This is a genomic window from Bartonella sp. MU70NMGDW (assembly GCF_042194085.1).
Classification (GTDB): domain Bacteria; phylum Pseudomonadota; class Alphaproteobacteria; order Rhizobiales; family Rhizobiaceae; genus Bartonella; species Bartonella grahamii.
In genome coordinates this window covers 1-12,657 of record NZ_JBHIMK010000021.1, presented here as the reverse complement: position 1 = coordinate 12,657, position 12,657 = coordinate 1, and the positions used below count along the sequence as shown (strand labels likewise).

Genomic DNA, 12,657 nt, shown 5'->3' with positions numbered 1-12,657 from the left:
AAAGGCATCTCAGGTGCAACCTTGGGAGTATCCTCCGGCGTGCTCAAAGGCATCTCAGGCGCAACCTTAGGAGTATCTTCCGGTGTGCTCAAAGGCATCTCAGGTGCAACCTTGGGAGTATCCTCCGGTGTGCTCAAAGGCATCTCAGGCGCAACCTTAGGGGTATCCTCTGTTTTTGCTTCTAATAATTCTGGTTTTGTAAGTTCGGGTGCAAATGTTTCTGACGTGTTCTTGCTTGGTGGTAGCGATGCTGTTTCAACAGAACGCAGTTTTTCCTTTGGTTGAAAAGGTGCTAGACTATCTATTTGTCCCTCTCCAATATGGCGTGCATCTTCTTTCTCTTGTGGTTGCATAGTTGGTTTAACGGCAGGAATTGCACGGATGGGAGCCTTCACGGATCCTTGTTGAGAGGACAACTCGTCCACTAAAGGAGCAAGAGTGATAGGAATTGCTTCCAATGGTTGTGGTAAAGAGACAGAGCTTGTAAACTGAATGGCTCCCCAACTGAGAAAAATGACATGGACCACAAGGGATAAAGCCAAGCCTCGTTTCATGCTATGATAGGAGTCTTTGTTCATTCTTTATGCCTTATTTATGACTTATATTTTTTCATTTTTAATCACTCTATGCTCTCTTAAAAACATTTTAAAAACAACAGGGTATGCGAAATTTTATCACTTATTATTTATTGTGCTAGACTTGCTAACGCAACTTGAGAAAACCCCGCTTTTTGAATATCTGCCAGCAGTTTTAATACTTGCTGATATTCAACAGTTTTAGCAACCCGCACAAAAACCCGTTGATCTTTTTGTGTAGCATCTTCTTCCAGAAGAGTTTTAAGGTGTGCAATCAGTGCTTGTGACGTTTCATAATAATCTTGATTAATGGCAAAACGCCCTTGCGCGTCAAGTGAAACCGTAAGAGGCGTTTTTTGAGCTCGTACGGGACCTGCTTGACTACGAGGCAAATCTAGAGGAACACCGTTCACTAAAAGGGGGGCAGAGACCATAAAGATAATCAACAAGACCAGCATGACATCCACAAAAGGAGTAACATTGATCTCACTCATCAGTTGGCTTCGTGAATGATGGCGCCTACGTTTATTTTTCCGAGAAGAAGAAGCAACAGAAATTCCCATGGGATAAGCTCCTTTTTATAAAGAGGAAGGTGCTGTGCGTGTTTCATCAATACGCCGCGATACAATTGTTGAAAATTCATCAGCAAAATTTTCTATTTGTGCAATGATGCGCGCACTTTCATGAGTCAACTTGTTATAAGCAATAACGGCTGGAATTGCTGCAAACAAACCAATAGCGGTTGCCAAAAGCGCTTCTGCAATCCCTGGCGCGACAATGGCAAGTGATGTATTTTGAGAAGCTGAAATAGAAAGAAAAGACTCCATAATACCAATAACTGTTCCAAAAAGTCCGATAAAGGGTCCCGCAGATCCCAATGTCGCAAGAAAACTTAATTTTGATTCTATTTTTTCACTTTCACGCCCCAGCGTCAAATCCATAGCCTTATCAATTCTGCTCTGCAAACTTTTCGATGTATGGGTCCCTTTTTCAAGAGATTTTTTCCATTCAACCATTGCCGCCATAAAAACTGCGGATATACTATTGGTGCGTTGACTTTTACATGATGCATAAAGATCTTCTAGCGCTTTGCCTGACCAAAATGTACGTTCAAACTGCTTTATTTCACGCCGTATTCTCCGATACGTAAAAATTTTATCAAAAATAATTGCCCAACTCCAAATGGAAGCGAGCAGCAACCCGATCATAACACCTTTCACGATCCAACTCGCTTGCATAAACAAATGCAACATTCCAATTGTTTCCGGATTCGTTAGTTCACCATGCGGCATAATTTTTGTCCCTCTAAATAAAAGGTGTATTTTTTAAAATTCTATAAAACAGATTATTTTATAGTTTCTAAATTTAAGTAAAAAACTTTAGTCTCACATAAATCCATGCGCTAAAACAAGACTTGTTTTTTAAATTTCCTTAAAAAGTGATGACGAGAGACATCCCTCAACACACACACCTCATTTCACAACAGCATTTATGAAAAATATAACGATAAAGCCTTCCCCATAAATGCTATAAAAATAAAAGATATAAAAATGCGTGATATCAAATCTATTATGCACCACCATCTTTACGCTCATGAAAAGAAAGCTAAACCCTCATACACGTTTTAAGCTTAAAATGCAGTGATAAGTCTTAGCACTTGAAAACATTCATAAGAGGCATTTTTATTCCTTATCTTAAGTGTTTTTGTCCCCACTCACCAAGCCCACTTGTGACATGTAAGAAAATGTTTTTTATTAATTGGCAGCAATAAAGCTTGAAAAGAAAAAATCTTACAAGTTTCAGAGTTATCTGAAAATGACAACGCAATAAATTATCATTATAAATAAATATGTTATAATCATGAAAGATTACGCTTTACCTCAGACTATTTTTTCTCTCATTTTGCATCAAATTTAATACGGGGACACCCTCGAACACAAAAAAACGACAATAAACCACCATAAAATGCCTCACAACAATGTGCCTCACCCATGCACCCTAATGTAAGTCCCATATAATAATCTAGTGTAAGTCTCATATAGTCTCATTGTGTTGTGAATTAATCCCTTTCAATGCCCATCATCTCTCTGACACCATGGCATGGTATAACGTAAAAGCTTCTGTAACATGAAAAAAGCCTTTTCACATCTTTACTTCATGAAAACAGGCTTCTTCGTTCTCTTTTCTCACTTGCGATATTTGATCGTTATTGCATTGAGAATGATCTATAAAAAATATTTTTACAATTTTTCAATGATTTATATTGCTCATCTTATGATACGTAAGCAAATGATTTCAATTGTTTCAACATGTACAGATTTGAAATGAAAGTATTTTACTCTCATTACTCTATTGGAATTTGTGCCCGTGAGAAGTGATAATTTACCTTTCTGAGTCGATCTATCATATAAAATAATATGCTTTTAAAACTTTAAATCAAAAATGCATTTCTGCTTTGTATACATTGACCTCTCACTCATTCACTGCGTTTAGAAGCACAGATAAAGCCATGTATTATGGATGAAAATGGATCGGACATGCGCTCTTGTGATGCCAAATGACAACCCAGTAAAAAACAAATCAAATTGCTTAAAACACCCTTTAAGTGTTTTGAGAGAATTTTCAACCTAATAGCTTATTATTACTTTATTGCAATATTTTGCTGGGTATGTGCATTTTTATAAAAATAAATCTTAATCCATTTTTTATTTCTTTTTTTGTTTTGTTCTTTTCTGCTGTTTTCCTATGCCAACGAACCTTTCTTCAAAAGAAAGAAAAGTATTTTCAGTTTATAGCAGAAAATGGATAATAAGACATTGATTTTGAATCATAACATAGATGAGGCGTGTTTAATTTTGTGGGATATCATCTTCAATTTATTGTAGCTACTGTAGTAGAGGCGCTTTCTTTTGATGTATCGCGTGACCTTGTTGGAAAACATTTAGGCTATGATAAATGTATGTCTTAGATTGTAGATTACTTTATATCCCCTGATCTCTCCTAAAGCTGCTCGTTCAATGAACAACACTTTTAACCAAGCATTTTTGCAAAAAGTTCTTTGGGTAAACGTCGCGGTTTTGCCTCCTCATTAATCAGAGCAATTTCAACTTTGGCTGTTACCAATGTGGTCGCCTCATGCAAAATAGATTGCTCCATAAAAAAGCGTGCCCCTTGGATATGAGTAACACGTGTTTTAACAACTAAAAGATTATCAATTTTAGCTGGTCTTGAAAAATTAATTTCCATATGACGCACAACAAAAAACAGTTTTTCCCCCTCAACCCCTGCTGCTAACATCTTATTATTAAAACCGGTATCCCGTAAAAACTCTGAACGTCCTCGTTCAAAAAACTCAAGATAACGCGCATGATAAACCACACCGGAAAAATCTGTATCCGCAACATAAACGCGGACCTGAAAATTATGAAAAGCATTTGTATGATTGCTCTTAAAAGGAGTTATTTCTGTCATTGGCTTCATGTCCCATAAAATCATCTAATATAGCAAATTGTTTATCAATCAAAAGATTGAACACATTTTTGTGTTGAAGTTGTGAAAAGCAAAAGCCCCCTTAATCGTGCAAGACCTTTTTGGTCAGAATATGCTAAAAGAAGCACGTCTCTTGTATTTTATGACCTTACTATAAAATATTCACATAGTTTCTTTTAATTAAAGAGAATGTCTTAGTCATCTTCCCCATCCCATAAAGACGTCTGAAGTGATGAATTGTCTTGAGCATCAGAAAGTTGAGAACGCCTTTGTATAGACGTTGTAGAGACAGGAGCAGAAAGCCCTAAATGGCTCCAAGCCTTTTCAGTTAGAATGCGTCCACGAGCGGTTCTTTGAATAAAACCTTGTTGGAGCAAATACGGTTCAACAATATCTTCAATGGCATCGCGTGGTTCTGATAAAGCAGCAGCAATTGTTTCAATCCCCACCGGTCCCCCTAAAAAAGTTTCCGCAATCAGGAGCAAGTAGCGGCGATCAAGCGGATCAAGCCCAAGATGATCGACCTCAAGGCGCGAAAGCGCTTCATCGGCGATTTTTTGGTCAATTTGTTTTGCCTGTTTAACCAAAGCAAAATCACAAACACGCCGTAAAAGCCGCCCAGCAATACGAGGAGTCCCCCGTGCTCGGCGTGCAATTTCATGAGCACCATCATCACTGATCTTGACGGCAAAAAGCCGTGCATTACGCTGCACAATATATTCCAATTCTTCTATCGTATAAAAATTGAGACGAATTGGGATGCCAAAACGGTCTCTCAGCGGTGTGGTCAAAAGCCCCAAACGTGTAGTTGCCGCTACCAAAGTAAATTTAGCCAGATCAATTTTCACCGAGCGTGCGGCCGGCCCCTCCCCAATGATCAAATCAAGTTGATAATCTTCCATGGCTGGATAAAGAATTTCCTCAATCGCCGGATTTAAGCGATGAATTTCATCAATAAACAAGACATCACGTTCTTCGAGATTGGTCAAGAGAGCGGCTAAATCTCCTGCTTTAGCGATGACCGGTCCTGAAGTAGAGCGAAAATTAACGCCTAATTCTTTTGCCATAATCTGTGAAAGCGTTGTTTTTCCCAGTCCCGGTGGTCCTACAAACAAAACATGATCCAGCGCTTCTTGCCGCGTTTTTGCTGCTTCAATAAATATTTTTAAATTAGCCCGTGCCGCTTCTTGACCAATAAAATCATCGAGAACTTGTGGTCTTAAGGAACGATCTGGATCGTTAGGAAGGGGTGCGGAACCCAGAAGGCGTTTATCTTCATCTTTATGCATTGTTACCTTGATTTTAAGTAGGAGAAGAAAGCAATTTGAGACTATGGCGGATCAGCAGAGCAGAAGAAACAGTTTCCCCCTCAAGAGCGTTCATCGCAAGAGCAAGAGCACGGGATGCTTGCTCCCGTTCAAACCCTAGCTTCATCAACGCAGAAAGCGCATCATGCGCAGGTTGATTGGTCATCTCACGCTGAGGAACCGAAACAGTCTTGAGCGCTTGTTCAAAGGGGAGTGTTTTACTTTTCAACTCACCCACAATTCTTTCACTGACTTTTTTACCAACGCCCGGCGCTCGACTAATCATCGCAACATCGTTTAAGGCAATAGCCTGTGCGAGTTCATCTGGTGATAAAGTACCCAAGATTGCCAAAGCAACCTTCGCCCCTACTCCAGGAACATTTTGTAGAAGACAAAACCACTCCTGTTCAGCTCTTGTAGCAAAGCCAAAAAGGCGGATTGCGTCTTCCCGAACATGCGTTTCAATAAAAAGGCTTAACGCCTCCCCAACAGAGGGTAAAGAAGGACGGAGCCGATTTGAAACAAAAACAACATAACCCACACCGTGAACATCAAGAAGGATATGATCATCAAAGATATGTTCAAGAGTGCCCTTTAATTTGCCAATCATGCTTCCACCCCAATCATACCGCCATCCTTGCCTGATAAGATCGGTCAATACTCTTACGGTGCATACTATGACAAAGAGCAAGAGCAAGAGCATCAGCCGCATCACTGCTATCAAATTCAGCCCGTGGGAGGAGAACTTTGACCATCATATGAATTTGTTCTTTAGCACCGTGTCCAACACCAATAACCGATTTTTTCACTTTGTTGGGCGCATATTCAAAAACAGGAAGATTGGCTTGCGCAGGAACCAGCAATGCAATTGCACGCGCTTGCCCAAGTTTTAAAGTTGCTGTAGCATCTTTGTTGACAAACACATGTTCTACAGCGGCTTCATGGGGCATAAATTGATGCACAACCTCTGAAAGACCTTTGTGGATCTGACATAGTCTGGAAGCCAGCTCACACTTTACATCAGAAGAAACGGTCCCTGCTGCAATAAACTGAAGACGATTACCCGCAACATCGATAACGCCCCACCCTGTACGCCGCAATCCGGGATCAATGCCTATAATACGAATCGTCTCTGCCATAAACTACAGTCTATACACTTTTCCCCCCTGTGAATAAAGACAAGACCACAAAGCAAACAGCAGTACAAGACAAAACCAGTAAAAAGATGGTCATGCCCCCCAATTATAACACGCAACGAACAGCATCTTTATGAAGCATAACTGAAATCAATCAAAACCATTCACACATCACAAGCAAGCACCCTATCAAACACCTTATAAAACATAAAAATTCTCTTTCTCTATCATGTCCAATGCCATAACAGTTAAACATCGCAAGCGAGCAAATAGAGAGTGCTGGATTGTACATTCATTAAGTGTAAAGAGACTATGCAATAGATAGTATACACTTTACGGAAACTTTTTACATTATAACATGTTGCTACCACAGTAATTCAACAAATTGATTTATAAAGATAATTCATTATTTTGTATGTTGAATAAGAATCCCGAATATCCTAAGATTTTCTCATTACAAACCTCTTTATATTGAAGCAATAAAAACCATTCGCTCACATATGAAACGTGGGATTTCCCTATGGAGTAAACCTGTACAAGAAAGGACTAAAAATGCCTCTCATGAACCATCTCTAATGCCAAGGGCTTATCACAACATTGGGGACTGGCAAATATGATGATCGTGCCGGCTTGCTCCGTTGCAAGCGTAAAGATGAGGGGGCTCAATGGATGTAAACAAGAACTGAGAGGTGTTTTTGAATATGCCCATTACACCACAATGACATTGCATGGAGAGGGACATTATGCATGGGACACAGAGAACCCCCGAGGCATTCATTATAGAGCACTTTATTTTGGATGTTTTATTTTACGAGAAGGAAATAACTTCCATTCAAAACAAAAGAAGCCCAAAAACTGACACAATGTGTATCATCCTCATTAACACACGCTTTACAGCAACTTTATAGGCATAAATTATAGAGCATAAATAAATTGATGTACAAGCCCCTGCTCTATCTTAGAGCCAGATCATTATCATAGCCAAAACAAAATCACACGATATATCAACAGAAAGTGTTCCAGCTGCAATCAACCGAAGCCGATTTTACAAGACCAACCATACCCCACATTCCATGCCATAATTCGCAATCAATACCTATACACCCCCTCCCTCTACCCCCCTCTCAGCTATAAGCTCAAGATATTTCCTACGCTCAAATAGAAATTAGGCAGAAAAAAGCACTCTAGATTAGTTTTAGTTGTGAAATTTCGGTTGTAAAAAATGGGTAGATTGCTCTAAATATCGCAAGAAAGAAGCAAGGAGCTATTCTTCTCAGAACACTCAAAAGCTGTTTTCAGTCATTCGATTTGTTTTCCTACTAAATTATCATTTCTTAAACTACAACCGCCCCTTATTTACCAGAGTGCTTAAACTACAGCCGCATCTCTAAACGAAAAAATGCACGCTCTTAAAAGCAATGAATGAGAAACAAATTGGCGAAAAACTTCTGGCAATTCATGCCAATGAGGGGTTTCAAGTTCCAATGTCGGTGTATGAAGTGATACTTTTACAATTTCTTTTTTTATTTGTTCTGATGACATTTCCCCTTCGTGCAAAGCAAGGAAATACCTCTAAGAACGCCCAAAGGCTGTTTTGAGCAATTCGATTTGTTTTCCTACTGGATTATCATCTTCTAAGGCACAGGAGGCTGCAGTTTCCCAACCAGCACGCATATACTGTATGCGCGCTTCTAAACGCAATGAATGAGAAACAAATTGGCGAAAAATTTCTGGCAATTCATGCCAATGAGGGGTTTCAAGTTCCAATGTCGGTGTATGAAGTGATACTTTTACAATTTCTTTTTTTATTTGTTCTGATGACATTTCCCCTTCGCGCTCTGCCCGAAGAAGAAGGAGTTGAGAAGCGATTTGCATAAGTCGTGTACTTAAATACATAGCTTCTTTCGCATAGATTGCAGAAACTTCTGCCGAAAGGGAACGTGCTACTAATTTCCCTTCTGAGTCAATATACGCTGCGGTTTTTTCAATCAGCGCCATTGTTTCTTCATAGAGACGATTAAAAGCATTTTCAAAAGCATTATGCTCAATCATGATAATAGGTTCATCATATGGACGTTTATGTACACTCACGCTTTTATACTCCAAGTATCAGCACAAAATTATACCACTCAACGAACAGAGTATTAAAAAGTTTCTTTTGTTGCTGTGTAGAACGCTTTTTTTAAAACTGCTACCTCTTTTAATTTTTTTGCGCAACGCGCTTTTTATACTAAGGTTAACGCACCCAACAAACACTATAGGAGCGTTTTTCTTATAAACGGATCAGTTTCCTTGAAAAGGACCACTGCCAAGATCGCCGTCTTTCACAATAATAGGCGACTCCAAATTGCAGAGCAATACCCGTTATTATTAAGAGGGTATCGGAAAAAAACGTTTCTGTCATCACTGTTTTTATAATTTGTCCAAACATCGCAAAAATGGTTCCCGTTACAAAGACCGGTAAACTATGTTTTCCTAAGATTGCTAAAGGATGTTTCTGAGAGACATAAAACCATTTATTGATGCTTGGCAAAGAAAGAATGAGAAAGGCTAATGCAAGAACATGGAGTAAACGTGGCAAGCTTAAAAAGGTTTTATTAAAGTTCAACAATGGGGAAGACCAGCCAAGCCACCCCAAAATACCCCACCAGTTTAAGCGAACCCATAACAGTGCCAACAAGAGATAAGCTGCCGCACAAACAATCCAAAAAGACCGAAAAGCGATTGTTTTTCCTTGTTTAAGCGCTAAAGTACTGGTCAATCCTATGACAAATAAGAATTGCCAAGACAAAGGGTTTAAAAACCACTTTCCTTCTAAAGGATAAGAAGGAGGAGCAATTTTATAAAATCCGCAGATAAGATACAGCGTAAACGAGCCCAAAAGCAGCCACTTTGTCTGTTTACAACTCAAATAAAGGATAAAAGGCGCAAAAAACATCAAAACGATATAAAGTGGAAGAATATTATTATATCCCAATTGATGCCCAAAACTTAAGGTACTCAAAAATGCGATACTAGGCTCTTTAAAAAAGAGTCTCATATTGTTCATTGATAAAAGTTTTTCTGTTTTCCATAATAAAAAGGCAGCAAAAAAAAGACTTAACGTGACAAAGGTAGTAAAAAGATATGCGCCATAGAGCTGCAAAGCTCTGTACCACAGTTTTCGGATGATAAAAGCAAAGGATTTTTGCTGTAACCGTCCATGAAAGCTTAATCCAAGCGCAATCCCTGAAAGCAAAACAAACACTTCTGCACAATCAGAAAAACCGAAATTTCTATGGGTAAAAGACTCATAGATCGTTCTGGGAATATGGTTGATGAAAATCGTCAATAAAGCTAAAGAACGAAAAACGTCAATACGTGTATCACGGCGAAAAGGTTGAGTATTATGCTCAAGAATACCTTGGTATTTCATCAGTGGACTCCCACACGCCACAAACCCCTTGAAGTCCCATAAAATGGTAGTTACCCTTATTGCCAACAAGCATAAACAGGATGAAATTTTAATTTTTAAGTGTCAAGTTTCATTTTAAGCGTTTATTTTTTAAAAGGCAAAATTTTTTTAAAGGCAAAAGAACGAAAAGAATCCATACATGTATCACAGCAAAAAGGCGACATAATTATGCTTAAAAACACTCTCATTTCTCATAAGCAGGCACCCACACACCCACAAATCCTTTAAATTACGTGAAAATGGTGGTCACTTTCATCGCAAATAAGCATAATAGAATGAAACTTTAATTTTAAGCATTATTTTTCTCTAAGAAACAGGGATTTGACATGACAGAACAAAAAAATAAACTAATTGATTCACCTCTTTTCCCTCAGTTGATTTTAACACTTGATGTTCGGCGCAACACCCCACACACATTTTTGCAGCAAATTTTTCAAACAAAGTCTTTTGCATGCGTCATCCTCTATGATTCTGAAAAGCAGAAAGATGATAGCTCTTTTTTACAACAACAAGCACAAACTTACGCAGAAGATATCCAAAATCACGACGCAGCCCTTCTCATCGCTGATGACAGCCGCATTGCTGGGCGCATAAAGGCTGATGGATTGCACATAGAAGATGATCTTAACGCTCTTGAAAGCTTCAAAAATCAGCAAAAGGAACAAAAAATCATAGGCTTTGGCAATCTACGCAATCGCCATAGTGCTATGCTTGCAGCGGAAACAGGTGTTGATTACCTGTTCTTTGGAAAACTCGGTGCTGATAAAAAACCCCAAGCACACCCCCGCAATCTCCAGTTAGCAACATGGTGGGCAGAAATTATGCAAACCCCCGCCATTATCCAAGCAGGAAGCGATTTTTCAACCTTTGATGAAGTCTTAAAGACTGGATGTGAATTCATTGCTGTAGAAGAAGTGATTTTGGGGAACGACAATCCCTTAATACTGCTTAAAACAATGCAAGAAAAATGCGAAAACACCCCCTTGTAATATAGGAGACATACATAAGCCGCTGATAAAACCCCATACACTCACTCATGCAATACCCAGTGAACATAGCGATAAGCAAAAGCTACGAAAATCCCTGCCATAGTTCAAGCAGGAAGCGATTTTTCAACCTTTGATGAAGTCTTAAAGACTGGATGTGAATTCATTGCTGTAGAAGAAGTGATTTTTGGGAACGACAACCCCTTAATACTGCTTAAAACAATGCAAGAAAAATGTGAAAACACCCCCTTGTAATATAGGAGGAGAATTTATAAATAAAGCGTTAATAAAAATCCAAACACTCACCACTATATTACTTATATAGAACACACAATAACAGATAAAGAGGATACCTCGAAACTCAATAAAATTGCTTAATAATTCAATCAAATTGATGAAAAATCTAGCGTCTTTTTTTCATATAATATATAGAAAAAAGGATCATAAAAACTTTCTCGTTCAATGTCTTATAAAGACAAAGCATTATGATTGGGGAAAATGGTCATTTTCAATATTGGTACTGAATACCAATAGCTGATGATACAAATATGCAGGGGACATAAAAATGCAATATAGCGGAACACTTGAAGATCTTAAAAACATAATTCGCAAAGCTGGATATCAAATCAAAGAAACTAAACCTCTATCACATCCATCCCCTGAAGGATATCAGATCAAAACCTACGAAGGAGGCACTATTAATTGGTTTAAAAGCACAGGAAAACTTCAAGTTCAAGGCAGCGCAAACATAAAACAAAAGCTAACAGAAGATTTAGCAAAGCATCTAGAAGAAACATCTTCTTCAAAAACTGCCCCCAATCCCTCAAATAAAAAAATCTTTATCGTTCATGGCCATGACCATATTTCTCTAGAGCAACTTGAACTTATTCTTCGCAGGCTTGATCTCGAACCATACATCTTAAAAAATACTGGTGGTAATGGTTTAACCCTCATTGAAATTTTGGAAAAAGAAGCTTGTAACGATTCTATAGGATTTGGTATTGTGCTATTTACTCCCGATGATATAGGCTATGCTAGATCTGACAAGGAAAAAAAAGAACAATTTCGTGCACGACAAAACGTTATTTTCGAAATGGGCATGTTAACCGCTGCACTTTCTCGCAAAAATGTCGCTATTCTAAAAAAACAAGACCTTGAACTCCCTTCAGATTTTGGTGGGCTTAAATACATTCCTTTTAATGAACACGTAAAAGAAACACTTCCGGATCTTTGTGATCGACTATGTGAAGCCGGCTACAATTTAGATGCAAAAAAAATTGCTACAGCATCACGTTAAATTTGAATAATGCTTATGTTTATTTTTTAAAGCGCACGCCCAAAACCACAAGACACCCCACCACATTCCACAGACACACACATCCTATAGGCTTAAAGAAACGATCACCCCCACTCTTATTCAAACAGCAAGCGATTGTGCAAATTTTAATGAAGGTACCGAAATTCATTACCATAGAAGAAATCATTTTAGTCTCTTTGATAAACACGGGGGCTGATGTCATAATTTTGGTAATTGTTACAGAAAGGTTTAAGAGGCAGATAGCCTCTGATTAGATTAAAGAAAAATAGGAAATTCACGTCGGGCATGCACTACAGCTACAATTTCGATTTGATTTGCAGCTACTCGATACAATATAAGGTAATTTGGATGCGCTACAATTTCTCGTAATCCTAATACCTTCTCACTCTGTC

At 38.5% G+C, this 12,657-nt stretch carries 12 protein-coding genes and 3 pseudogenes; 4 read left to right on the top strand and 11 right to left on the bottom strand.

The features are described from left to right. From ACFIKE_RS03550 to tolQ, 3 genes and pseudogenes are all read right to left on the bottom strand, one after another. A pseudogene (locus tag ACFIKE_RS03550) lies at positions 1-578 on the bottom strand (cell envelope biogenesis protein TolA); the annotation flags it as partial. 107 nt (positions 579-685) lie between these two features. Next, on the bottom strand, positions 686-1,138 hold the full coding sequence (gene tolR / locus ACFIKE_RS03545) for a protein TolR (protein WP_375625263.1): 453 nt from the start codon (positions 1,136-1,138) through the stop codon (positions 686-688). Positions 1,139-1,153: 15 nt separating this feature from the next. Continuing rightward, entirely contained in the window at positions 1,154-1,867 is a 714-nt protein-coding gene (tolQ, locus tag ACFIKE_RS03540) for a protein TolQ (protein WP_375606538.1), read from the bottom strand. Between the two features lie 1,553 nt (positions 1,868-3,420). On the opposite strand from tolQ, the gene ACFIKE_RS03535 reads away from it, so the two are divergent. Then, positions 3,421-3,543: a hypothetical protein gene (locus ACFIKE_RS03535; RefSeq protein WP_375648418.1), complete on the top strand. Its 123-nt coding sequence runs from the start codon at positions 3,421-3,423 to the stop codon at positions 3,541-3,543. Positions 3,544-3,605: 62 nt separating this feature from the next. Here the strand turns inward: ACFIKE_RS03535 and ybgC are convergent, their stop codons facing one another. The 7 genes and pseudogenes from ybgC to ACFIKE_RS03500 all read right to left on the bottom strand — a co-directional run bounded on the left by ybgC (position 3,606) and on the right by ACFIKE_RS03500 (position 9,922). After that, complete coding sequence (ybgC, locus tag ACFIKE_RS03530; RefSeq protein WP_375635534.1) at positions 3,606-4,046, bottom strand: tol-pal system-associated acyl-CoA thioesterase; 441 nt, start codon at positions 4,044-4,046, stop codon at positions 3,606-3,608. A 212-nt stretch (positions 4,047-4,258) separates the two neighbouring features. Further along, positions 4,259-5,353 (bottom strand): Holliday junction branch migration DNA helicase RuvB, encoded by a 1,095-nt coding sequence (gene ruvB, locus ACFIKE_RS03525; RefSeq protein ID WP_375648417.1) that lies wholly within the window; start codon positions 5,351-5,353, stop codon positions 4,259-4,261. A 13-nt stretch (positions 5,354-5,366) separates the two neighbouring features. Continuing rightward, on the bottom strand, positions 5,367-5,981 hold the full coding sequence (ruvA, locus tag ACFIKE_RS03520; protein WP_375648423.1) for a Holliday junction branch migration protein RuvA: 615 nt from the start codon (positions 5,979-5,981) through the stop codon (positions 5,367-5,369). A gap of 13 nt (positions 5,982-5,994) precedes the next feature. Continuing rightward, positions 5,995-6,510 (bottom strand): crossover junction endodeoxyribonuclease RuvC, encoded by a 516-nt coding sequence (gene ruvC, locus ACFIKE_RS03515; RefSeq protein WP_375626550.1) that lies wholly within the window; start codon positions 6,508-6,510, stop codon positions 5,995-5,997. Positions 6,511-7,806: 1,296 nt separating this feature from the next. Next, positions 7,807-8,067 (bottom strand): annotated as a pseudogene (locus ACFIKE_RS03510) (DUF1465 domain-containing protein); the annotation flags it as partial. Positions 8,068-8,079: 12 nt separating this feature from the next. Beyond that, the gene (locus ACFIKE_RS03505; protein WP_015856950.1) at positions 8,080-8,598 is read right to left on the bottom strand and encodes a DUF1465 family protein; all 519 of its coding nucleotides are present in this window, start codon (positions 8,596-8,598) and stop codon (positions 8,080-8,082) included. A 181-nt stretch (positions 8,599-8,779) separates the two neighbouring features. Beyond that, the gene (locus tag ACFIKE_RS03500) at positions 8,780-9,922 is read right to left on the bottom strand and encodes an OpgC family protein (protein ID WP_375648416.1); all 1,143 of its coding nucleotides are present in this window, start codon (positions 9,920-9,922) and stop codon (positions 8,780-8,782) included. Between the two features lie 365 nt (positions 9,923-10,287). Here ACFIKE_RS03500 and ACFIKE_RS03495 point away from each other — a divergent pair, with 365 nt between their 5' ends. The 3 genes and pseudogenes from ACFIKE_RS03495 to ACFIKE_RS03485 all read left to right on the top strand — a co-directional run bounded on the left by ACFIKE_RS03495 (position 10,288) and on the right by ACFIKE_RS03485 (position 12,244). After that, positions 10,288-10,950: a thiamine phosphate synthase gene (locus tag ACFIKE_RS03495; RefSeq protein ID WP_375648415.1), complete on the top strand. Its 663-nt coding sequence runs from the start codon at positions 10,288-10,290 to the stop codon at positions 10,948-10,950. A 75-nt stretch (positions 10,951-11,025) separates the two neighbouring features. Then, positions 11,026-11,202, top strand: a pseudogene (locus ACFIKE_RS03490) (thiamine phosphate synthase); the annotation flags it as partial. Positions 11,203-11,512: 310 nt separating this feature from the next. Next, positions 11,513-12,244: a TIR domain-containing protein gene (locus ACFIKE_RS03485; protein WP_375648414.1), complete on the top strand. Its 732-nt coding sequence runs from the start codon at positions 11,513-11,515 to the stop codon at positions 12,242-12,244. Positions 12,245-12,520: 276 nt separating this feature from the next. On the opposite strand, the gene ACFIKE_RS03480 is transcribed toward ACFIKE_RS03485, so the two are convergent. After that, positions 12,521-12,625, bottom strand: a complete 105-nt coding sequence (locus ACFIKE_RS03480; RefSeq protein ID WP_375648422.1) for a hypothetical protein — start codon at positions 12,623-12,625, stop codon at positions 12,521-12,523. Between the last annotated feature and the right edge of the window lie 32 nt (positions 12,626-12,657).

What these genes read in the sequence shown, in the direction of transcription:
- ruvB (WP_375648417.1), bottom strand. Translation starts at nt 5,353, where the DNA reads ATGCATAAAGATGAAGATAAACGCCTTCTGGGTTCCGCACCCCTTCCT.
- tolQ (WP_375606538.1), bottom strand. Translation starts at nt 1,867, where the DNA reads ATGCCGCATGGTGAACTAACGAATCCGGAAACAATTGGAATGTTGCAT.
- ruvC (WP_375626550.1), bottom strand. Translation starts at nt 6,510, where the DNA reads ATGGCAGAGACGATTCGTATTATAGGCATTGATCCCGGATTGCGGCGT.
- ACFIKE_RS03495 (WP_375648415.1), top strand. Translation starts at nt 10,288, where the DNA reads ATGACAGAACAAAAAAATAAACTAATTGATTCACCTCTTTTCCCTCAG.
- ybgC (WP_375635534.1), bottom strand. Translation starts at nt 4,046, where the DNA reads ATGACAGAAATAACTCCTTTTAAGAGCAATCATACAAATGCTTTTCAT.
- ACFIKE_RS03500 (WP_375648416.1), bottom strand. Translation starts at nt 9,922, where the DNA reads ATGAAATACCAAGGTATTCTTGAGCATAATACTCAACCTTTTCGCCGT.
- ruvA (WP_375648423.1), bottom strand. Translation starts at nt 5,981, where the DNA reads ATGATTGGCAAATTAAAGGGCACTCTTGAACATATCTTTGATGATCAT.
- ACFIKE_RS03485 (WP_375648414.1), top strand. Translation starts at nt 11,513, where the DNA reads ATGCAATATAGCGGAACACTTGAAGATCTTAAAAACATAATTCGCAAA.
- tolR (WP_375625263.1), bottom strand. Translation starts at nt 1,138, where the DNA reads ATGGGAATTTCTGTTGCTTCTTCTTCTCGGAAAAATAAACGTAGGCGC.